Annotated in this window: 20 protein-coding genes; 13 read left to right on the top strand and 7 right to left on the bottom strand. The window is 62.5% G+C overall.

The features are described from left to right. Positions 1 to 452: 452 nt before the first annotated feature. Positions 453 to 1,238 carry a hypothetical protein gene (locus tag BLT44_RS11095; RefSeq protein WP_231291557.1) on the top strand — a complete coding sequence of 262 codons (786 nt, stop codon included), beginning with the start codon at positions 453 to 455 and terminating at the stop codon, positions 1,236 to 1,238. 110 nt (positions 1,239 to 1,348) lie between these two features. Then, positions 1,349 to 2,026, top strand: a complete 678-nt coding sequence (locus BLT44_RS11090; protein WP_010157015.1) for a VanZ family protein — start codon at positions 1,349 to 1,351, stop codon at positions 2,024 to 2,026. 893 nt (positions 2,027 to 2,919) lie between these two features. Here BLT44_RS11090 and BLT44_RS15665 read toward each other — a convergent pair. The 6 genes from BLT44_RS15665 to BLT44_RS11050 form a co-directional block, all read right to left on the bottom strand. Then, on the bottom strand, positions 2,920 to 3,564 hold the full coding sequence (locus BLT44_RS15665) for a hypothetical protein (RefSeq protein WP_176783284.1): 645 nt from the start codon (positions 3,562 to 3,564) through the stop codon (positions 2,920 to 2,922). 515 nt (positions 3,565 to 4,079) lie between these two features. Beyond that, entirely contained in the window at positions 4,080 to 4,994 is a 915-nt protein-coding gene (locus BLT44_RS15355; RefSeq protein WP_176783283.1) for a sulfurtransferase, read from the bottom strand. Beyond that, positions 4,991 to 5,434 carry an OsmC family protein gene (locus BLT44_RS11065; protein WP_010157019.1) on the bottom strand — a complete coding sequence of 148 codons (444 nt, stop codon included), beginning with the start codon at positions 5,432 to 5,434 and terminating at the stop codon, positions 4,991 to 4,993. Before BLT44_RS11065 ends, BLT44_RS15355 begins: the two co-directional genes overlap by 4 nt. Positions 5,435 to 5,559: 125 nt before the next feature. Beyond that, positions 5,560 to 5,913, bottom strand: coding sequence for a transposase (locus tag BLT44_RS11060; protein ID WP_010157020.1), 354 nt, complete (start codon positions 5,911 to 5,913; stop codon positions 5,560 to 5,562). A gap of 43 nt (positions 5,914 to 5,956) precedes the next feature. Next, positions 5,957 to 6,634 (bottom strand): sulfurtransferase, encoded by a 678-nt coding sequence (locus BLT44_RS14995; protein WP_176783282.1) that lies wholly within the window; start codon positions 6,632 to 6,634, stop codon positions 5,957 to 5,959. Positions 6,635 to 6,813: 179 nt separating this feature from the next. Further along, complete coding sequence (locus BLT44_RS11050) at positions 6,814 to 7,833, bottom strand: aldo/keto reductase (RefSeq protein ID WP_010157021.1); 1,020 nt, start codon at positions 7,831 to 7,833, stop codon at positions 6,814 to 6,816. A 440-nt stretch (positions 7,834 to 8,273) separates the two neighbouring features. Here BLT44_RS11050 and BLT44_RS11045 point away from each other — a divergent pair, with 440 nt between their 5' ends. The 8 genes from BLT44_RS11045 to BLT44_RS11010 all read left to right on the top strand — a co-directional run bounded on the left by BLT44_RS11045 (position 8,274) and on the right by BLT44_RS11010 (position 17,612). Beyond that, positions 8,274 to 9,059, top strand: a complete 786-nt coding sequence (locus BLT44_RS11045) for an aldo/keto reductase (RefSeq protein WP_342341526.1) — start codon at positions 8,274 to 8,276, stop codon at positions 9,057 to 9,059. Positions 9,060 to 9,062: 3 nt separating this feature from the next. Then, positions 9,063 to 10,700 carry an ABC transporter substrate-binding protein gene (locus BLT44_RS11040; protein ID WP_010157025.1) on the top strand — a complete coding sequence of 546 codons (1,638 nt, stop codon included), beginning with the start codon at positions 9,063 to 9,065 and terminating at the stop codon, positions 10,698 to 10,700. A gap of 18 nt (positions 10,701 to 10,718) precedes the next feature. Next, positions 10,719 to 11,732 carry an ABC transporter permease gene (locus tag BLT44_RS11035; protein WP_081473338.1) on the top strand — a complete coding sequence of 338 codons (1,014 nt, stop codon included), beginning with the start codon at positions 10,719 to 10,721 and terminating at the stop codon, positions 11,730 to 11,732. Then, positions 11,729 to 12,673, top strand: a complete 945-nt coding sequence (locus BLT44_RS11030; protein ID WP_010157027.1) for an ABC transporter permease — start codon at positions 11,729 to 11,731, stop codon at positions 12,671 to 12,673. Before BLT44_RS11035 ends, BLT44_RS11030 begins: the two co-directional genes overlap by 4 nt. Then, positions 12,663 to 14,357: a dipeptide ABC transporter ATP-binding protein gene (locus tag BLT44_RS11025; RefSeq protein WP_074690210.1), complete on the top strand. Its 1,695-nt coding sequence runs from the start codon at positions 12,663 to 12,665 to the stop codon at positions 14,355 to 14,357. Before BLT44_RS11030 ends, BLT44_RS11025 begins: the two co-directional genes overlap by 11 nt. Before the next feature lie 39 nt (positions 14,358 to 14,396). Beyond that, entirely contained in the window at positions 14,397 to 15,884 is a 1,488-nt protein-coding gene (locus tag BLT44_RS11020; protein WP_010157029.1) for an NtaA/DmoA family FMN-dependent monooxygenase, read from the top strand. A gap of 48 nt (positions 15,885 to 15,932) precedes the next feature. Continuing rightward, complete coding sequence (gene cysK / locus BLT44_RS11015; protein WP_074690208.1) at positions 15,933 to 16,937, top strand: cysteine synthase A; 1,005 nt, start codon at positions 15,933 to 15,935, stop codon at positions 16,935 to 16,937. Between the two features lie 138 nt (positions 16,938 to 17,075). After that, a complete protein-coding gene (locus BLT44_RS11010; protein WP_010157031.1) occupies positions 17,076 to 17,612 on the top strand; it encodes a flavin reductase family protein in 537 nt (178 codons plus the stop codon). A 79-nt stretch (positions 17,613 to 17,691) separates the two neighbouring features. Here the strand turns inward: BLT44_RS11010 and BLT44_RS11005 are convergent, their stop codons facing one another. Next, entirely contained in the window at positions 17,692 to 17,973 is a 282-nt protein-coding gene (locus BLT44_RS11005; RefSeq protein ID WP_010157032.1) for a hypothetical protein, read from the bottom strand. Between the two features lie 327 nt (positions 17,974 to 18,300). Here BLT44_RS11005 and BLT44_RS15350 point away from each other — a divergent pair, with 327 nt between their 5' ends. The 3 genes from BLT44_RS15350 (at position 18,301) to BLT44_RS15340 (ending at position 21,177) form a co-directional block, all read left to right on the top strand. Next, entirely contained in the window at positions 18,301 to 19,239 is a 939-nt protein-coding gene (locus BLT44_RS15350) for a tyrosine-type recombinase/integrase (RefSeq protein ID WP_143026047.1), read from the top strand. A gap of 247 nt (positions 19,240 to 19,486) precedes the next feature. Further along, positions 19,487 to 20,422 (top strand): hypothetical protein, encoded by a 936-nt coding sequence (locus tag BLT44_RS15345; RefSeq protein WP_143026046.1) that lies wholly within the window; start codon positions 19,487 to 19,489, stop codon positions 20,420 to 20,422. Then, complete coding sequence (locus BLT44_RS15340; protein WP_143026045.1) at positions 20,419 to 21,177, top strand: hypothetical protein; 759 nt, start codon at positions 20,419 to 20,421, stop codon at positions 21,175 to 21,177. Before BLT44_RS15345 ends, BLT44_RS15340 begins: the two co-directional genes overlap by 4 nt. Positions 21,178 to 21,229 lie beyond the last annotated feature (52 nt).

Raw genomic sequence — 21,229 nt, 5'->3', positions numbered from 1 at the left:
CAGGGGTGATCGTCGAGATGAAGACACGAGTTGCCGCAGACCTTTCTTGAGGTGGGAAGCGCGTGCGGCAGCTCGATCCGAAGTATCGGGCCGCCGGGCGCCCAGGTCAGCGTAGGGAAGTAAAGTAGCGCGAAGATTGCCCGCGGGTGGACGGGAGGATCGCCGGAGGCGCTGGCAGCGCATCGTCCGATTACGCACAGCGCGGGAACGTGGGTCTCGGCCGGCATGCGCCGGAGTGATCGCCCGGTTGTCGAGAGCGTATGCACGGCTTGTGCCGATCCTGATTCCAGAGGGCGGGGAACCTGGAGCTCATCGCCCGGAACCCGCCATAGTGACGCGATCAATCGTCTCCTCGTCCGGCGGGTCCAGCCGCGGTAGAGTGCAGGCAACAGGCCAGAGTGAAGCCCGCGGTCCTCGGCGCCGTGGACCGCAGAAGAGTGAGGAACGTCGCAGTGTCGAATGCACGATCACAGCGGACACGGTCAGCGCTGGCCGCCGGTGCAGCGATCGCTGCATCCCTGGTGTTGAGCGGATGCGGATTGCTCCCGAGTTTCACGACCGGCAACAGTGCTCCGGGCGCTCCGCCTGAATCCAGCGGCTCAGACGCGCGTGGTGACGCGGCAGCTCAGCAGCAGTTCTTCGACAATGTCATGCTGATGGCCCCGATGGTCGCAAGCTTCGATCCCTCGTCATCCTGGGCTTCCGTCGAGCCGACCGCGTGGGACGATGCCGATCCGACGATGCGGGAGACCGTCGTGGGCATGGGGCTCGACGCCTGCGAGCGGGCGGATGACGCGGCTGGCGCATCGGAACTCGAGGATCCGGGCATCACCTGGGTCGCCGCACGGTTCCTCTGCGAAGAGCACCGCGAGGTCGCCGACGAGTTCCTCTCCAACGACGCGAGCATCTCGCCCACGCACACCATGGCTGATCTCTTCGAGTTGGCGCTGGTGCACGAGGACGCTACGGTCAATGAGCTCCTCGATGCCAATACCGTCTGCATCGGTGCGCTTGCACTCGCGTGGGAAGTTCACGCGGGCTTCACTCCGGACGCAACGTGTTGGCTCATCCGCGTGCAGTCGGTCGAGGAGACCGGGGGCGACGCCGAGTACCTGTCGCTCTTCACCAACGCGGGCGATGCTGAGACGGCGACCGTTGATGCCCGCTTCGGCGAACTCGCGAAGGCATCCGGCGCGACGCCGAACGATCTCTCGAAGTTGCTCGAAGGTATGGAATAGCGTCGCTCGACCGGGCGGCCACGAATGCACCGCTTCAGCGCGCAACCCAGCTGCCGTAGCGTCTGAATCGCGCGCTCGTACTCCGCCAGGCTGATTACCGGAAGCAGTGAATGAAGATCATCGAAGTCCCCATGCTCCCGATCGTGATTCCGCTGGGGATCGTGACGTTCCTCGTGCTGCTCCGTGTCCTCCATTCTCGCGGTCGTGTCACCCTCGCGAGGGCGTCGGTCGCTGCCGCTCTCGCGATCTATGCGGGGGGAGTGCTCGCGAACACGGTGTTCCCGATCCTCCTCCGCGTTGGACCGGGATTGTATGACGGACCACGGCCAATACCTCTCTACCTCGTACCGTTCGTGGACTATGAGCTCCAGGACGCTCTCATCAACATCACAGTGTTCATTCCGCTCGGAGGGCTCATCCCTCTGCTGGCCGTGCGTGCGAGGTGGTGGAAGGTGCTGGCGATCGTCGCCGGCGCGAGCCTCGCTATCGAGCTGGCGCAGATGGTCACCGCCCGAATTGCGCTGGGCGGTCACCTTGCAGATGTCAACGACTGGTTGACGAACATCTTGGGCGGCATGATCGGCTTCGGATTGTTCGCCCTCCTCACCCGCTCGACGAGGGCCGCCGCGTTCGTCGACCGCTTCCGATGGCCGGCGCGGCAGGATCCGGCAGCCGCGGAGATCATGTCACGCCCGACTCCCATCCCGGCTTCTCAGAACCAACACCAGACCCATCCTGCGGGGCCGACGTATCGTGCTGCTTCGCGGAGCGCGCCACCCGCCCCTTGATGATGCTGATCGCGCTCGTCGCGATCGCGACGAGCGCGAGAATGAGCACGACTGTGAGATAGAAGGGGTGCACCGGGGCGCCGTGATACTGCGCGAGGATGACGACGCCTGCAGCACCGACCCCGGGCACCCAGATCCATCGGCGAGACCCCGACTGCCCGTACAGAAACGCCCCCGCGATGAGACACACCAGGGTCAGGATCGTGGCACCGCTGCATGGGCCGCCATAGGTGCCGGGCCCACACGTACTCTGAAAGTCGGGCGATGCGCCGGATCGGACCCCGACAACGATCAGGATCGCGCCCGAGGCCGCGCCGGGGAGACGAAGCACGCGCCGGAGGGAGCCTCGCGGGGAGTTCTGCGATGAGCTAAGCGTCGGCATCTTCGTTCAGTTCCTTTCTCTGACAACCAACGGCCCGCACCATCTGCGTGAGAGCCCTCTACGTAGACGCGGCACGGCCACTCTCCATCTTCCATCGTCCGCGAAAGCAGATGCTGTGCCCCTGGCGCACCGATCGTTTCCAGCCCCTGCTCGTTCAGGCGTTTCTCGACGCGTTCGCCCAGATACCGAGGCTGCAGGACATCGACTTGGGCCTCCCCGCGAATCCACCGGTGCTTACGCCCATCGCCGTCGCGCCGAGTCGGTTCGAACCCGATTTCGCGCAGCGCTTCAGTGAGCCGACGCGCAGCGCCGGGATCTGCGCGAAGGTCGATCACGAGGTCAGCATCGGTGCTGGGGCGGTCGGGTACTCTCCCACGGAGCGCTGTCTGCACGAACACTGCTTGGCCGCCTGCTAGTGACCAACCCTCGGCGCACACAGCAGCGAGATCGAGCACCCCCTCCCATGCGGCTTTCGATTCGTGAGCCAGGCCGGTCAGATCGAGGTGCTTCATCACTTCTCCTGGAGCAGCGCGCGAATGAGCCGGTCGGCCTCACGCATCTCCCGTGCACGGCCCCAGTCGGCCAGGTCGGCAGCCAGCGCAGCCTTTCCCGGAGAGTGGACGTCAGCGACGCGCAACCGGACATTCCCATCAGCCTGTTCGTGGAGCAGGTAGTCGCTCTTTACCTGCTCGATCACCGACGGATCGACGTACCCCTCGACCACGTCACCAGCCATCATTCCTGAGCCTGGAGCGCCCACTCCTGAGAGTGCGATCCGATCGTCGCGACGCAGGTCCCCTGCGTCTTCAGGGTGAGCGAAGAAGGCCCGCAGGTGAGCGCGAGCAGACACCTTCTGCGCGAGCAGCTGAGCCGGCGCCTCGGATTCACGCAGCCCTTGAACGTGGCCTTTCAGGCGAGAGCGTTCAGCATCGCGGACGCCGGCAGGGGCTTCGCCGTCGAGCATACGCAGCAGCAGCCACGCCATGCGAGATGACAGTGGGCGTGCTCGCCGCGGCTGCCATGCAAGGGCCGAGTCCTCGAGGATGATGCTGCCATCGCTCAACTCGCGCGCCGGAAGCGCACCGGAGCGGACCAGCCGGTACGCCCGCCCGCGGCTGATCCCTTTCGCTCTCGCAAACTCACTCACACGCTGCATAACACAAGCGTACACAGGTGCTACCAGAAGTGTTAGGGGCGTGACCGATGCGAACGGCGTTCAGAGCGCCGCTTATTCGCGCCGCAGGGGCGTTCGAGCCGGGAGGGGTTAGGTTGCAGGGGCTTCACCATGTTCTGCGGATGCTGCTTGAACGGGCGCGTGAGCCCTATGTGACGAAAGCGATGGAGTCTGCCGCTGACTTCGCTAAGGCCATCGGACGGAGACTTCAGAGGTCTCCAGTGATGGTCGACGATCGGACTAAGGCCTGTCGAGTTCTCTCGACGCGACGGCGAGATTCGAACTCGCTACTCGGCGGTATGAGCCGCTTACCGGAGCCATCCGGGTCGCCGCGATGCTTCCAGCCTACGAAGGCCCTTCATGTAGTGCGGTGGCATTACCCTTGATGTCCGTTCGTTACTTTGAGTGACCTCAATCGTTCTTCTTCGAGCTTTTAACGACTCTCCGTGACCGAAGCCATTGCCGTGATGATCGTCCTGCGTCTCGGAGTGCAGGAGTCAGAGCGGATCGAAGCACGCGAATCGTGCACTGCCTGTGCTGATGCGATGCTCGCCATGCGCTACTGGACGGTGATCTCCTTGCGTCCATCCGCTCCACGAATCAACGTATAAGTCGATTGACTGGCCGATGAGTGCTGCTGCGAAGACGATCAGTGAACTTGCCACCCCGCCGTTGCAGTATGCCGCCACATGGTGCGAGCCGATGGCGTTGTGTTCGAGCATCCAGCGACGTACGGCAGCAGGTCGAAGCAGAGCGCCTTCGCTGTCGAGAAGCTCGCTTGCCGGCGCTGATGCAGCGCCCGGCACATGTCCTGAACGTGGATCATCTGCGAAGCCGGCGTACTCGGCGGGCGGTCGGCCGTCGAGTAGCGTGCCGCGAGGTCCGACGTCAGCGAGCTCCTCTGCGGAAATGGCTCGGACGGGCCAGGGCGCACCGCGTTGGGCACCGAGCGAACGCGCATTCGCTTCCTCCTGTGCTTCGTCAGTCGGTGCATGCGAATCGCCGATAGGCCCGCCTGCTGCAATCCATCCGTCGAGGCCGCCGAGGAGCAGGCACACGTCGCTGAATCCCGCCCATGACAGCGTGAACCAGGCGCGCGTCGCGGACGCAGTATCGCGAGGATTTCGCGTGAACAGAACGAACGGAGAGCGTTCGCGACCTTCAAGCCAGGAAAATACGCGCCGACGCAGAGTTCGAGCATCCGGTAGGGGTAAATGCCCCTCGCCAGGCTGAGGCGTGCCGGCGAAGACTTCTCGGACCCCAGCACGGTGCGCGCCCGGTATGGTCGGCACGATGGTACTGGCAGGGTCGCCTGATCTCCACGGCACAACCTCGACAAACACAAGGTCGTGACGGGTTGCAATTGCGGTTTCAGCGCGCAGCAGGAGCTGCTGGGCAGGCGCTGTGGTCACCAATCGAAATCGTCTTTCGGGCCATGAATGACGAACTCAACGGGCAGATCATCCTTGAGGGCGTTGTATATGCGGCATCGACGCTTGTACTCGGAGACAAGGCGTTCCGGATCGACCGGCGCACTTTCGTCGGTATCGATGAAGCACTCCATCACGAGCGAGCCAAGGTGTTTGGCCCCTAAGCGGCGCTCAACACGAGCGAAGATCTCGACATTCCGATCTGCTTCACCGTACTTGAGAAGATCTTGACGGAATGCGTTGAGGGCGCATGAGACGAGAGATGCGACGAGCAAGTCGAGTGCGCTCGCCGCTTCGCCCGGGCCGCCGGTCAAGGGCGACCCGTCGGAGGTGATCTCGAACCCGTCTCCGGCGAGCGTGTACCGGCCGCGAGTGTCGGTAAATGTTCCATGCAGTCGGCTGGCTACGACGATGTCTTCCATGTAGTCTCCTGGTCGGATCGCGCGCATCTGCATTGCGGTCGCCGATCATGCCCTGCACAGTGGTGAATAGGCGCTCGCACACCTTAGCAAGCCGCAGGACCGCCTCGCGCGGGTGTTGAGAAGTCTTACGCGGGCGTGGTGGGACGCACCTGGTCGGCGAACATAGCGACGACTCTGGTGAGGCTTCGATTGTCTGCTTCGAGTACATCGACGCGCTGCTGAAGGACAGCGATTTGCGCGAGTAGCTCCTCGCGGCTCGGCTCGGTTTCGCCTGTCGTGCTCTCTTCGGAGCCCTCGAAATCGTAGCTGCCGTCGTCGAAGCGAGCGAGCCATTGGCGCAGTGACTGATAGCCGACGGAATACTCCTCGGCAACCTCTCGAATGATGGAGCGGTTACGAGGCTCAGCTCGTCGCCGTCTGAGGGCCTCCTCGACGGCTGCCGTGCGCACTTCATCGCTGTACTTGCGCTCAAATGCCATGACCCCTCCAAGGGCTACGAGCCGGCGTCCATCTGTATATAAGTTATACCGCAAGCGCCGTTCGCCGTTTGCTCCATTCCGACCACGAGCCGATGTACACCGGCGCTGAGATGCCCGCTTGCGCGAGTGCCAGAGCTTGCACGCTGGCAGAGATTCCGCTGCCGCACGAGACCACCAGCGGCTGCGCACCCGGATCGAGGTCGAGAATTTCGCGGTAGACGCGGTGCAGCTCATCAGTATCGGTGAGCGCTCCCGCTTCGAGCAAAGTCGCTGTGGGAAGGTTCACCGAACCCGCTATATGGGCGTCTGCGCCCCCGAATGCATCGGGTGAACGAGCATCGATCAACACCACGTCCTTTTCGCGCCGGGAAACCCCGGCGGCATCCGTGACCCCCGTATTGTTTTGCCTGAATGGCGTAGGGTTGTCGTCTACGCCGGACGCGGCCGCCCACGCGATGAGCGCCTCAAGCTGAGCTTCGAAGCCGATGCTCGGACTGTCAGCGAGCACGATGACGTTGCCGACTCCTGCCCACCGCAGTGTGACCCATCCTCTGGCGGCAATGCTGAATGCATCGGGCGTAGTCGGCGCGAGGACCAGCGTGGTGCCTGGACTGATACCGGCTGCTGCGAGCGTCGCGACGAGACTGGCGTGATCCGGGAGCGGGTGCCGACCCGTCGTCGGGCTCTCGGGGCCGGCGAAGTCTGCAAGGCTGAGGCGCAAGCTGCCAGCCGCTGACACTCCCGCGCGAGCGCCTCGCGCAAGCGGGGAGGGGAGTATCTCAGCGATGCGCGTTGGGCACCGCGCTGGAGCAGAGAGGAGATCGGCGATACGAAGCACGGGTGTGCTGGGGGTGTGCGAAGGCGCCGTCGAGAGGGCCTCTTCCTGCGAGAAGGCGTCGATCATGCGGTCACCACTTGACCGGGGCCGCCCGTGAGAGTGCCTGGCAGAATGTCCCGCAGCTCACGCTCTTCGTCGATTGAGGGTACCCATCGAGATGCCACGAGATTCTCATCGAGCTGCTGAGGAACAGTGACTCCGGCAACGACGCTCGAGACGGTTGGCTGCTTCAATAGCCAGCCGAGCGCTACGGCAGACGGTGTGATGTCGCGTTGGCGGGCGAACTGCTCGAAAGCTCCGAGCGCGTCCCATGGGGCTTCGCGCAACAAGTTCCGCTTCAGATTCGTGATCTTGGCGCCCTCGGGAGCGTGAGATGCAGAGTACTTTCCGGTGAGGAGCCCATTTTGCAGCGGAAAATAGGGGATGAAGCCGAGCCCGAATCGCTGCAGAGCGGGAATCAATTCTTCTTCCGGTCGGCGCCATAGCAGGTTGTATTCATCGGTGGTCGAGATGAATCGGGTGTGCCCCGCTGCCGCTGCAAGGTGCTGTGCATCTGCGATCTGCCACGCGGCGAAGTTGGACGCGCCCACATAGCGAACTTTTCCAGAGCGGACGAGATCAGTCAGCGCCGAGAGTGTCTCGTCGATTGGAGTGCAGGCGTCGGGAAAGTGTATCTGGTAGAGGTCGATGTAGTCGGTGTTGAGGCGTTTCAGGGATTCTTCGACCGACGCGAAGATGTACTTGCGCGACCCAGTGAGCGCGTATGCCGGCCCGCGTGACTCTTGCAGAGAGCGACCGAACTTCGTACCGATGACGACTTGCTCGCGCCGGCTGCCGAGGGCATCGCCGAACAGCTGCTCGCTGAGACCGATCTCATCGCCATACCCTTCTGCGAGATCGAAATAGGTGATGCCTAGGTCGAGAGCGCGATCTACGATCGCCTGCACCTGCTCGGCGCCCGCGGCACGCATGCCGGATCGGCCGAAGGTGCTTGCCCCGACACCAAGCTCAGAGACGACGAGGCCGGAATCACCGACCGTTCGGTGGCCGCTTGGCAATGCGACCTCTGGGGTGAGTGGCACGACTGTCTCCTTCTTCTTCGCGAGGTTTTATATAAGGCGTGAATAGAAAGATATAGCGCTAGCCTCGCGAATCGCACGGCGTAGAGCGCGCTTTTGAAATATGTCGTCACATTATCTAATTGGCTGTCTTATGGCAGCCATAATCATTTCTGCGGGAACGGAGTAGCCCCGCGGCCTGTTTCGATGCAGTACACGACCCCTGAAAGGACGCCCATGCCCCAAACAACGCTCGGTGAGCTCGAATACCGTGGCATGCCGTACCGCCGGGCAGGGCAGTCGGGCCTCCTGCTGCCGGTGTTCGCCCTCGGGATGTGGCACTCGTTTGGCGAGCACCAGGATAGGCGCACACAGGCAGCTCTCATCACCGGCGCATTCGAACGCGGCGTCACCCATTTCGACAACGCGAACCGATATGAACCCCGCACGGCCATGCCGAGACCGTGCTTGGCGATGTGCTGGCACGAGAGCTTCGTGCGTATCGCGACGAGGTCACCGTGAGCACGAAGGCCGGTAACCAGGTCGCGCCGCATCCATACGGGTCGGGCTCGTCCCGTCGGCATCTCTTCGCGGAGATCGACCGTAGTCTGACTCGTCTGGGCCTCGATCATGTCGACGTCTTCTACTCGCATCGTCACGACCCGGCGACTCCGCTCGACGAAACCGCTGAGGCTCTCGCCGATATCGTCCGTCAGGGAAAGGCACGCTACATAGGGCTCTCGAACTATGCTCCGAACGCATTGCACACCATCGCCGAGATGTTGGCCGAGCTCGGCACTCCAGTAGCGCTCGTGCAGCCGCGCTACTCCCTGCTCGACCGCGCAATCGAACGACCGGGCGATCTGCTCGATCTCTCGGATCGGCATCGATTCGGAATCGTGGTCTACTCGCCGCTGGCACAAGGACTTTTGACCGACAAGTATCTCGCGGGTGAGATTCCCGAGGATGCGCGCGCCGGTCGAAGCGAGTTCCTCGGCACCGACTTCTTGACCGAGGAATACAGAGAGAGCGCGCGCGCCCTCGCATCCGTCGCTGCATCGATCGGTTCCACCACTCCGCAGCTCGCACTGCGTTGGATCCTGCGCAAGCACGCCGTCACCAGCGTCCTGCTCGGCGTATCGAAGCCCGAACAGCTCGACGTCAACCTGGCATCTGCACAACTCCCCGAACTGTCGGCCGAGCTTCTCGCACGGCTTGACGAACTCTATTCCGACACCCGAAAGGACTAAACCATGTACAGCCCGAGAACCAGAAGGCACCGCGTTCGCCTCGCCCTCGCAGCCGTCGTTGCCGGCGCATTCGCACTGACTGCCTGTTCCACGGGCGGCGCCTCGAACGAAGATGCAGCTGCAGCAGTCAGCCCCGAGGACCGCTTCGGAGGAACCCTCACGATCGGCCTCGAGGCCGACCCGCAGGGCGTTGACGCAGCGGTTGTGAACCAGGTGTGGCGCCACGTCGCTCGCGAGCTCTCTGACTCGCTGGTGTTCCGAAACCCTGAAACCAACGAGATCGAGCCCTGGCTCGCCACAGAATGGACTGTCAGCTCGGACGCGCGCACGTACGAGTTCACGCTTCGCGACGACGTCACGTTCAACGACGGCACGAAGCTAACCGGCGACGTGGTGAAGGCCAACTTCGAGAGCTTGCAGCGAGAGGGCATCCACTCCAGTGCGAAGACGATCGTGCAGGGCATCTCATCGATCACCGTGCCCGCCGAGAATCAGGTGACCGTCGAATTCGCCGAACCGAACGCAGCATTCCTGCCAAGCCTTTCCCGCGCCCACGCCGGCATCGTCTCGGCTGCGACGGCGGCGTTGCCTGTCGAGGAGCGCCAGAAAACGGTCGATGGCAGCGGTCCGTTCCAGCTCCAGTCCTACACCGAGAACCAGGAGATCGTGCTCGAAGCCCGGGAAGACTACGACTGGGCCCCGACGTACTTCGAGCATGAGGGCCGCGCGTACCTCGACGAGGTCGTGTACAAGATCATCCCCGAGGATTCGGTGCGAAATGGCGCGATCAAGTCGGACGAGATTCAGTTCATCTACTGGGTCGATGGCAGCTACGTGCCGGAACTGGAGGCAGCCGGTCTTACGGTGACCTCCGATGTCGTAAACCCCGCTACGGGGGAGGAATGGCCGCTCAATACCTCCTCGAAGTTCTTGCGCGACGTGAAGGTCCGCCAGGCGCTTCAGCACGGTATCGACCGTGAAGCACTCGTCCAGTTCACCTCGAACGGATACGACGTACCGGCCCAGGGGCCGCTAAGCCCCGAGAACCCCTACTTCTCGGATCAGAGCGAACACCTGACCTATGATCCCGACCAATCGATTCAACTGCTCGAGGAGGCCGGCTGGGACACTGTGGGTGAAGACGGCATCCGCACCAACGCGGCTGGCGAACGGCTTTCACTGCGATTCCCCAGCGACCGGGCGGCGGCCAGCGCAGTTCAAGATCAGTGGAAGAAGATCGGCGTCGAGCTCGTCATCGATGTGCCGCTGGCGGCTGAGGCGAATGAGAAGTTGCTCTCCGGCGAGTACGACATCGCCTACTGGTATCACTCCTCACCGGACGCGGATGTGCTGCGCGCGAATTACGGTGTGGAGACCGGTTCCAACCGCTCCTTCATCGCGGCAGACGATGCGCGGGGTCAAGAGCTCGATGAGCTGCTGCAGTTGCAGAATACGATCCTCGACTCTGACGAACGTCAAGAAGTCGTCGATCAGGCTGCGCAGATCATCGATGAGGACGCGTACGTGCTCAATCTGTCGGTGGACACCGACATTTGGGTCGCCTCACCACGTCTTCATGACATCAAGCACAACGGTCTCGATCAGCTGCTCTTCGACGCGTGGCTCACGCCTGCCGAGTAGGGAACCCCGAGAAGCAAAATGGCAACTCTCACCATCCGGGGGCCGGGCGAAAGTCACGCCGGCCCCCGGACCCCAAAACGCTCGGCCGGTGCCTCCTTCGCGCTGTACCTCGGCAAGCGTCTCCTGTACGGAGTGATCGTGCTCTGGGGTGCGTTCACGGCCAGCTTCTTTCTGCTCTACATCCTGCCCGGTGACGCGGCAGGCGGGCTCACCTTCGGTGCGGAGGGCGAAGACATCGAGGCACTGCTGGCCGAGCAGCGAAGCCTGCTCGGCCTCGACCGACCGGTGCTCGTGCAGTACTTCGACGCCCTTTGGGGAGCGATACGAGGAGATTTCGGCGACAGCATCTATCAACGGCGCCCGGCCACTGAACTGTACTTCGAATCATTCGGTCATACCCTTGAACTGGCAGCGACGGGCCTCCTGCTCGCCGTCGTTATCGGAGTCGGCATCGCCGTGCTCATCGAGCTCGTCGACTGGAAGTGGGCTCGTGAGCTGCTTCTATCGCTCCCCGCAATCGCTGTCGCAGTGCCGCCGTTTTGGATCGGTCTGCTATTGCTGCAACTCTTCGCGTTCAAACTCGGCATCATCTCGTCGACGGGCAATGACAGCTTCGCTGGCCTATTGGTCGCGTCACTCGGACTCGCAATTCCTGGCGCCGGAGCCATCGGGCAACTGCTCACCGCGAATCTGCGCGGAGCCCTCACGTCGCCGTACATCGAGACAGTGAGAAATTGGGGTCTGGGTCGTCGAGCGGTGGTGCTGCGACATGCGCTGCGCAATTCGTTGCTCCCGGTAGTCACCTCATTCGGCACCACTGTCGGACTCATGTTCGGTGGCACCGTGCTGACGGAGACGGTGTTCTCACGTCTCGGGGTCGGCAGAGTGATCGTCGACGCGGTCGACGGGCGCGACACTCCGGTGGTGCTCGTGTGCGTTACCGTCAGCGCGGCGATCTTCGTCGTCGTGAACTTCGTCGTAGACGCGCTCTACCCGCTGATCGACACACGAATCGCACTGGAGGAGCGATGACCGATATCGCCACGCACACCCACTCGACCGCCGGGTCCGAGCCCGACCCGGGTTTTCCGGGCGACTCTCCGCGATCCAGCACCGGATCCCGCACGAGTGCCGAGCATACCTGGGCTCGCCGCCTCGCCAGAACGTTGTTCGGACAGCCCACGTTGACGGCCTCGTGGCTCTGGATCGTTCTCGTAGTGCTCGCCGCCGTCGCGCCCCAGGTTTTCACGGACTTCGACCCGCTTGCGCAGGACGCGTATTCTCGCTTTCTCCCGCCCAGCCTCGAGCACCTCTTCGGAACCGACGATTACGGCCGCGACCAGTTCGCACGTACCGTATATGGCACTGTCGAATCACTGCAGGCGGCAGTCGTCGCCGTGCTCATCGGGCTGCTCTTCGGATCACTCATCGGATTGATCGGCGGCGCACTGCGAGGCGTGGTCGACACCGTACTCATGCGCGTCATCGACGTCATGCTCGCCGTTCCCAGCCTCATCATCGCTCTCGCTATCGTCACGGCGCTCGGGCGCGGCACTCTCAACATCGCGATCGCAATCGGCATCACCAGCGTTGCGACCTTCGCGCGCCTCATGCGTTCCGAGGTGCTGCGTGTGCGCGGGCTGCCCTACGTCGAGGCGGCCGCATTCGCCGGGCACGGCGCCCTATATCGGCTCTTCCGCCATATTGTGCCGAACGCCTCGGGGTCCGTACTTGCTGCGGCGACGCTCGAAATCGGAACCGCGATCCTCGGTGTCGCGGCCCTCAGCTTCCTCGGTTTCGGTGCCCCGCCGCCCACGCCCGAATGGGGTGCGCTCGTCGCCGCCGGCCGCTCGTTCCTCACCGGCCAGTGGTGGCTGAGCACGCTGCCTGGTTTTGTCATCGTCGCGTCGGTGCTGGCGGTCTATCGAATCGGACGTTCCATGAACCAGGGGAGGACCAGCGTTGTCGCATGATTCTGACGCAAAGCGACCAGCGAACATCCTGGAGTTCTCGCGCCTTTCTCTCGAGTACCGGTCGCGCGCACGCCCTCCGGTCTCGGTGATCACCGACATCAGCTTCTCGCTGCGGCGCGGAGAAGTGCTCGCTCTTGTGGGCGAGTCCGGATCGGGCAAGAGCACCATCGCCCGCGCCGTCACCGGCACACTCGCGCCGAACGCGCGCATCACCCAGGGCTCTGTCGTCCTCGACAGTACCAATCTCGTCGACCTTCCAGCGAAGCAGTACGAACGTCTCCGGGGGCGCACCATCGGCTACGTGCCGCAAGACGCCCTGTTGGGATTGAACCCGCTGCTCACCGTCGGCAAGCAAGCTGCCGAGCCGCTTCGAGTGCACACTCGTCTCGATCGAGCCGCGCGGAAACGGCGCGTGCTCGAACTCTTCGAACGGGTCGGTCTGCGCCGCGTCGAGCAGGTCTACAACAGCTACCCCCACGAGCTCTCCGGCGGCATGTGCCAACGCGTGCTCATCGCCGCGGCCATCGCAGCAGAACCAGCGCTCATCGTCGCCGACGAGCCCACCACAGCACTCGACGTGACAGTGCAGAAGCGCATACTCGATCTGCTCGGCGACCTCACCCGAGACAATGGACTCAGCGTGTTGCTCGTCACCCACGACCTCGGTGTCGCAGCGGAGCGGGCGCAGCGCATCGCAGTGCTGCAGCACGGTCGCCTCGTCGAGACAGGTCCGTCGGAGCTCATCGTGTCGAAACCGATCGAAGCATACACGCGCCGTCTCATCGACGCCTCTCACCTCGCGCGGCCGACCGTCGCCATCGCGGAAGCCCGTGCTGCGCAGCGCGAGGATGCTCAGACCTCTTCACTCGGCACACGCGGCGGTGCGGTTCCCATGGTGCTCGCGAGCAGGATCAGCAAGACGTTCTCCAACCGAACAGGTGCACCGGTGGCCGCGCTCGACGACGTCTCCTTGAGCATTGCGCGCGGACGCACGCTGGGTATCGTCGGGGAGTCGGGGTCGGGGAAAACCACGCTCATGCGCACCCTTGCGGGTCTCACTCAGCCGGACGAGGGCGACGTCTGCATCGGAGGCCAGCCTTTAAGTCACGACCCTGTCGCCAAGCGCGCTCGCCGTGAGCTCTACCGCACACTGCAGATCGTCTACCAGAATCCGTACGCTGCGCTGAATCCGCGGCTTACGGCAGGGAGAATTCTGGAAGAGCCACTCACCGGCTTCGGCTTCGGCGGTCGAGCCGAGAGGCGCCGCCGCATCGCAGAGCTGCTCGACCTCACCGAGTTGCCGGCGAGCGTCGCGGGCCGGTACACAGCCGAACTATCCGGCGGACAGAGACAACGCATTGCGATTGCGCGAGCACTCGCAGTACGACCCGAGGTGCTGATCTGCGATGAGCCGGTCTCTGCGCTCGATGTGACCGTCCAGCGGCAGATCCTCGATCTCCTCGACGGCCTCCAGCGCGAGCTTGGCCTCACCTACCTCGTCATCTCCCACGATCTCGGCGTCATCAGTGAGATCTCAGACGAGATTCTCGTGCTGCAGCACGGTCAGGTCGTCGAGAGCGGCACCGCGCTCGACGTGCTCCGGGACGCCCGCACCGACTACGTACGGGAGCTCATAGCGGCCATCCCGCAATACCGAACGCCCTGGAATCAACGGCGCAATTGAATCACTCACACTCCACAGACACCACCTCGAAAGGCGAAAATGAGCGACACCGCGACTCGACACATCCATCTCGGCTACATGTACTGGGTCAACGGAACCCACTGGGGCGGCTGGCGACAGCCCGAAGCCCCAAAAGATGGGGCCTTCGACTACGAGTACGCCCTGCGCGCCGCCAAGACGGTCGAGCGGGCCAAATTCGACTTCTTCTTCCTCGGCGATACCCTGCCCGGAGACCTGGTGCAGGAGCAGTGGATCACCACGCACAACACCGGTCGTCTTGAACCGTTCACGCTCGGATCGCAGCTCGCGCTCGGCACGACCAAGATCGGCATCGTCGTCACCGCGCACCCGACGTACTACGATCCATACATTCTCGCCCGCATGTCCGCATCGCTGGACCACCTGAGCGGTGGGCGGTTCGCCTGGAATGTCGTGCTCGGGGCGAACGACGTAGCTGCGCGTAACTTCAGCCTTCCCGATCTCGGGGGTGAAACCCGGTATGAGCGGGCCGACGAGTTCATCGAGATCGTGAAGCGCCTGTGGGACAGCGTCGAAGAGGGGGCCTACATCCAAGACAAAGAAGCGGGAACCTTCATCGACAACAGCAAGTTCCACCGTCTCGGCTGGAAGGGCAAGCACTTCAGCGTCGACGGCACGTTGCCGCTTCTGCGACCTCCGCAGGGACACCCGCCCCTCCTCTACGCTGGCGCTAGCGAACTGTCGCGTCAGCTCACCTCGAAGTGGTGCGACGTGAATTTCACCGGCCCCAAGTCGATCAACGACTCGGCCGCCTTCAACGCAGATGTGCGGGCGCGTGCGGCAGCCCTCGGTCGCGATCCCGATGAGGTGCTCTTTTTGCCCGGCATCACTCCGATCGTCGCGGACTCCCGGGAAGCCGCAATTGGGATCTACGACCGGCTCAACGCTTCGTTGCCGCTCGATGAAGATCCGGTGACGGGAGGCCATGACCTCGACTACTGGCGGAACCTTGCGGCCAACCCGCGTTCGGGCGGTCCGCTGAAGTATGGAAGCCGTAACTTGGGAATCGTCTCCGCACGCATCGGCGCCGATCTGACTCCGCTCGGACTCGATGGTGAAGTCGGCGCGGCGTTTGCGGCGACTTTCAATTCGGAGGGGGAGCGACTCCTCGCGCAGATCGCACAGCGCACTGATCGCACGCCGGGCGGTACGCAGCCCCTGCGCGCACGGGACCTTCTCTACTCTGCGATCATCGACGGGTTCCCCATCATCAACGGCACGGCGGAGCAGGTCGCTGACTTCCTCGAGGAATGGTTCGAAAGCGGCGCAGCCGATGGTTTCAATATCCAGTCACCGTACCTCTGGTCTCAGCTCGATCGTTTCGTCGACGAGGTCGTCCCCATCTTGCAGAGGCGCGGGCTGCACCGCACCGAGTACGAGACCCGTACATTCCGCGAGCATCTTGGGCTGTCGAAGCCGAGAAGCTACTACGGACCCGGCGGCATCGACGAACAGCGCGCAGCGCTGGGATCGTCAGATGCACAGTAGCGTTCATCGATTTCTCCACAGGACGTCAAGAGAGATGAGGGTAAAAGCATGAGTGGATTTCCGGCGCGAAGAATCGCCGACAGCGTCGCCGATCTCGTTGGCGGCACCCCCCTCGTTCGCATCAACCGAGTGATCGCCCCCGGCGGCGCTCAGGTGCTGGGAAAGCTCGAGTCGGCTAATCCGGCTTTCAGCGTAAAAGACCGAACGGCCCTCTCGATCGTCGAAGCAGCCGAGAACGAGGGGCGATTGCGGGCGGGCGGAACGATCATCGAAGCGACGAGTGGCAACACCGGAATCGCCCTGGCATGGATAGGTGCGGTGAAAAGCTACCGAGTGATCATCGTCATGCCAGATGACGTCTCCGAAGAACGTCGTACCCTGTTGCGTGCTCTCGGAGCACAGCTCGTGTTGACGCCCGGCCAGGAGGCGATGGCTGGAGCGAACCAGGAGGCAGAACGCATCCTCGACCGAACCCCCGGTGCCTTCCTGTCGGGCCAGGGAGGCAACCATGCGAACCCCGCGGTGCACGAGCGCACAACTGGTCCCGAAATCTGGGCCGACACAGCTGGCGACATCGATGCATTCGTCGCCACGGTCGGCACCGGCGGTACCCTCACCGGCGCAGGGCGGTATCTCAAGGCGCAGAATCCTCATATCCGCGTGATCGCCGTTCAGCCCGCCGAAGCGCCGGTACTCTCGGGCGGTGAGTTCCAGCCCCACAAGATTCAGGGCATTATCGGCGGCAACGGTTTTCCACCGGTGCTGAACACAGAGATCGCCGACGAAATCATCAGCATCTCTGGTGACGAGGCGATTCGCACCGCGCGAGACGCACTTGCTCGAGAAGGGCTCTTGGTCGGAGTTTCCTCAGGTGCCGCACTCGCCGCTGCGCGCGAACTCGCGCTTCGGTCAGAGTACGAAGGGAAGACCATCGTCGCGCTACTCCCGGATACCGGGGAGCGCTATCTCTCCTCGGAACTTTTCGATCACGCAAGAGGCGCTTCCATGGCACCACCGAGCTTGCACCACGATGCGACCGCACTGTCCGTATGAACCCGACAACTACGCCAAGCCCCAAAACACGAACGCCGGGTTCGGTCGACACAACGGAATCTCACGGGCGTTCCGGTGGCGCGACCGTATGCCGCGCTATGAAGATTCCTTCCCGTCAACCACACCCCTTGGAGAATCATGAGCCATACAAAAGCCGATGCACTTCTGAATGATGGGCAGGCGTTAGCGCATGAGTTCGACGCTCGTCGATACCGAGACGTCATGGGGTCGTTCCCGTCTGGAGTCACGATCATCACCACCTTGGGCGTTGACGGACCGGTAGGTTTTACGTGTCAATCGTTCTACAGCGTTTCGATCGATCCGCCACTCGTGTCGTTCTCGATCGCGCGAACATCTCGAAGTCTGCACTCGGTGCGCTCGCACGAGCGCCTCGTCGTCAATTTCCTCAGTTCAAAACAGCGTTACCTCAGCTCGCAGTTCGCCCGCTCAGGCACGGACAAGTGGCGCGGTGTCGAGTGGAGCCCGGCCGGAGAGAATGGCGCGCCCGTACTCGCGGACGTTACCGGCTGGGTATCTGGAGTCGTTGAACGCGAGATAGAGGCCGGAGACCACCTGATCTTCCTGGTGCGCGTCACCGCAGTATATGCAGCCCCTGAAGTCGAACCCCTCGTGTTCCATCGCGGAAACTACCGAGAACTGGAGTACGTGATCTGACTCAACCGTTTGCGCTCTTCATTAGAACGCGAAAGCGGGGGTCGCGCCCGTAGGCGCGACCCCCGCTCGGAGACGTGGATTAGGAGACGGCGCGAGCAGCCTCCATCTGCTGCTGATGGTCGTGCTGTTGGCGTTGCTGTGCGCTGGGGCCCGTGTACCCATCCGGGCTGAACGCGCGAACGTACGCGCTGGACTCCGCCCAGGTCTCCGGCCGGCGACCCTCGGGAGTCTCCACCGCCGAAGACACGTACCGGTGCTCGACCGCGTTCATGAGGTGCGGGCCGCCGTAGTTCAGACGCGTCTTGAACTCGCGGAGGTCCGTGGAGTCCTGCGCCATGTCCTGCAGCTTCGACTCCGCCACGAGACTGATGCGCCACGATTCTCAACACGAGTGTCGGTTTTCTGATGGGGGAAACCGACGACGACCGTCGTCCAGTGCACCTTGAGAATGTACGAAAGGCTCCCGCCGCGAGTGCGGCGGGAACCGATGGAGTAGGGCGTGCGGGACTTGAACCCGCGACCGATGGATTACGAGTTTGGGACAACATTGTTCGCTTCCCGCTTAGTGCTGAGCGGGGCGGGATTTATGCTGCAAATGACACCGAGCGGTACCCAATTTGCGCTGATTTCAACGTAATTTCTTTGATTTCGCGAGCTCAGCGGTAAGCCGAGAACAAGCTTCACCCGTGTGAACAGTACAGAGCTTCTGGCGGAATACCGACTTCATCTTCTTCGGCTCGGGCGATCGCCCGGAACCTTGAAACAACGGCTCGGCGATCTCAGCCGATTGCATGCTCACGCCGGTCCGCTGGAAAACATCACCAAGACGGTCCTCGAGCAGCATCTCGACCTGCACTCGGCAGAGTGGTCGCCCGCTTACCGGAAGAAGGTATACGCCTCGTATCGATCCTTCTTCCAGTGGGCGCGAAAACGGAAGCTCATCGCTCAGAATCCGAGTAGAGGGCTGGAAACGGTACGAGTGCCACGGTACCTGCCGCGCCCAGCACCCGAAGACGTCGTACTCGACGCGTTCGACAAAGCGTCGACGGTCGAAGCAGCCATGCTGTGCCTCGGCGCAACTCAGGGTCTCAGGCGAAGCGAGATTGCCACTGCTCACCCTGCTCAGCGGGACGGTATGTCCCTCCGTGTGCTCGGCAAAGGATCGAAGGAGCGGGTGGTCCCGCTCGACTCTCTAACGCTGAGCCTTCTCGAGCAATTGGAGTCGGAGCAAGGGTGTGACGACTACTACTTCCGTGGGCGCTTCGGTGGCCATGTGCATCCGGCTACGGTGTACAAGTGGTTGAAGAAGCACCTTGGTACGGGGTGGAGTACGCATAACCTGAGGCATCGCGCGGCGTCGCACGGCCTGCGCGAAACGCACGACTTGCGAGGTGTGCAGGAACTGCTGGGCCATGCCTCTCTTGCAACCACTCAGATATACACCGAGGTGTCCACAGAACAGCTGGCATCGATCGTGACGGCGAACTCACTGCGCACCAAGGTAATTGAGCGTCGCTTGAGTCAAACGTTACTCAACACGAACGTGCCTGCCACAATCACCGATGCAGAAGTCCAGCAAGCGATGAGAGTCCTCGCGCACCACCTGAGCCTTGTCCAAAGTGGATGAGCGATTGGGGCGGTCACGCGCTTCGAGCAAGCCCTTTATCGGCTAGCAAATTCAAAAGTGCGTGCACGCAACGCGCGATTTTAGCTATAGCGAAACGTTAGACGCTTAAACGCAATGCCACAGGTATGTGGCGCCAACAAAGTGCAAGTCAGAAGGTGGGAGAACGCTCCTCGCATTTTTGATCGACTGTCCCCTAAGGGTGTATTAGCTAAAACAGGTGAAACGTGTTTAGCTAATGCTCATGAGAATGGGGGCGGAGATCGAACCAGCGGACGTGATGACGGCCTTCGGGTTTCGTGTGCACTCCACCGCGTCCAACCGTCTACACGCGGTCCGCGATGACCATCATTTCGACATGCGAATTTTTCGCATGAACCGCGTACCGAGCCCCTCGAAGATTCGTGCGCTTCGGGACACCGTAGACCCGGGGGAGATCGTCACCTTCGTGGTCCCCAAAGCCACTGCACGAGCCCAAGAGGTTGTCGCGGACATACCAGGAGTTGGACTCGTCTCCGGTGACGGCCTCATATTCCTTCCCGGCCTCACGCTCATCGACACGATCGAGCCCCTACCCAAGCCACGAGGTCGGGTTCCGTGGGGGACCTACGCAGTGATTCGAGCACTAATCCGCACCAAGCAGGGACGCTCTCAGTCAGCCCTCGCGCGGGAAACAGGGCTGACGCAGGGCGCGGTGTCCATGGCGTTGTCGAAGATCGCTGCAGAACACCACCGGGATGTCGACGGCTGGTCGACAATTTCCCCGAGTGAATTGTGGGACGAGTTCATGGAGACCTATCCGGGGCCGGGCGGGACACGAACCTTCTGGTATTCGATGGCGCCATTCAATGAGCAGGTACGTGTTCTGCGAAAGCGAGCGCTTCTCTCGGCAGATGGCGCGGCGGATCTCATCGCGCCTTGGCGCACGCCCGTAAAGATTGTCGCTTACGCTGCGGAAGGCGTTTCACTCGAGAAGCTCGGCTTTTCCCCGGCGACACGAGAAGAGTCAAACGTCGAATTCGTCATCCCGGCTGATCGCACTATCTTCGCCACTGCAGAATCTTGGGGACTTGGGTGCGCGGACCCTGTGCTCGCCGCCTGGGATGTACTGCAGATCGGTGGGAACGATGCCGAAGAAGCGCTCGAGATCATCAGAAGGACAGTTTTGAAACGGTGGGGCACTTGATCACTCGCGACTATGCGACATTTACGACCTCCGCCGCCGACGATAACGCCTATCTTGCTCTGAAAGACGTTGCAGAGGTGACGGCAGACCTCGAAGACACGCGGGTTGTCGGAGGGGTTATGGTGTCTCTGCTCTGTGAAGCCTTCCCAGTGCCGGGCAACATCTCTCGACGCACTGCTGACGTCGACACCGCGTTGTCGGTCAGGATCGCAGATAGTGGAGAGCTTCACTCTCGGCTTATCGCAGCGGGATACCAAGCCGAGAAAGCGAACCGGTATCGTGCAGGCCTTCGGGTGGTAGACCTGCTTGTTCCTTCGGGGAACGAGAAGTTTGAAACATCCGAGCACGCGGAACGCGTCTTTGACAGCGCGCCTGGACTTATGCTCGCCTTGGATGCAGCCCCGATCGAACATCACCTCGATGTCACGATGATTGACGGCAGTATAATCCGCCTCACCGTGCGGACCCCGTCGGTCGAGCATGCCGTGATCTTGAAGGCCTACGCGACGAAGTCGCGGACGGCGGGTAAAGACTATGTCGATCTCTACAATCTTCTGCTCATCGCCCATGCCTATGAGGCGCACGAAATAGGCGGATGGCGGCTCGATGAAGCAGAAGCGAAGGGGGCCCGCAAAGACGCCCGTCGAAATCTGCTCCAGCTCGCTGACAGCCATACCCTCAGAACTGTTCTTAACGGAACGGGGGTACCGGTCCCGCAATTCACACAGCTCATCCGAAGATATGTGGGCGAGTGACCTTGGAAGTTTGATATTCCGAGAATTGCGCATCACACCAAACCGCCATCGT

This window comes from Leucobacter chromiiresistens, assembly GCF_900102345.1.
GTDB classification, from domain to species: Bacteria; Actinomycetota; Actinomycetes; order Actinomycetales; family Microbacteriaceae; genus Leucobacter; species Leucobacter chromiiresistens.
The sequence above is the reverse complement of the archived record's forward strand: the minus strand, read 5'-3'. Positions and strand labels throughout refer to the sequence as shown.

Bases quoted from the DNA above. Each gene is read 5' to 3' on its own strand.
- BLT44_RS11090 (WP_010157015.1), top strand. From the start codon at position 1,349: ATGAAGATCATCGAAGTCCCCATGCTCCCGATCGTGATTCCGCTGGGG.
- BLT44_RS15665 (WP_176783284.1), bottom strand. From the start codon at position 3,564: ATGCAGCGTGTGAGTGAGTTTGCGAGAGCGAAAGGGATCAGCCGCGGG.
- BLT44_RS11065 (WP_010157019.1), bottom strand. From the start codon at position 5,434: ATGGAAGACATCGTCGTAGCCAGCCGACTGCATGGAACATTTACCGAC.
- BLT44_RS11060 (WP_010157020.1), bottom strand. From the start codon at position 5,913: ATGGCATTTGAGCGCAAGTACAGCGATGAAGTGCGCACGGCAGCCGTC.
- BLT44_RS11040 (WP_010157025.1), top strand. From the start codon at position 9,063: ATGTACAGCCCGAGAACCAGAAGGCACCGCGTTCGCCTCGCCCTCGCA.
- BLT44_RS11035 (WP_081473338.1), top strand. From the start codon at position 10,719: ATGGCAACTCTCACCATCCGGGGGCCGGGCGAAAGTCACGCCGGCCCC.
- BLT44_RS11030 (WP_010157027.1), top strand. From the start codon at position 11,729: ATGACCGATATCGCCACGCACACCCACTCGACCGCCGGGTCCGAGCCC.
- BLT44_RS11020 (WP_010157029.1), top strand. From the start codon at position 14,397: ATGAGCGACACCGCGACTCGACACATCCATCTCGGCTACATGTACTGG.
- cysK (WP_074690208.1), top strand. From the start codon at position 15,933: ATGAGTGGATTTCCGGCGCGAAGAATCGCCGACAGCGTCGCCGATCTC.
- BLT44_RS11010 (WP_010157031.1), top strand. From the start codon at position 17,076: ATGAGCCATACAAAAGCCGATGCACTTCTGAATGATGGGCAGGCGTTA.
- BLT44_RS15345 (WP_143026046.1), top strand. From the start codon at position 19,487: ATGGGGGCGGAGATCGAACCAGCGGACGTGATGACGGCCTTCGGGTTT.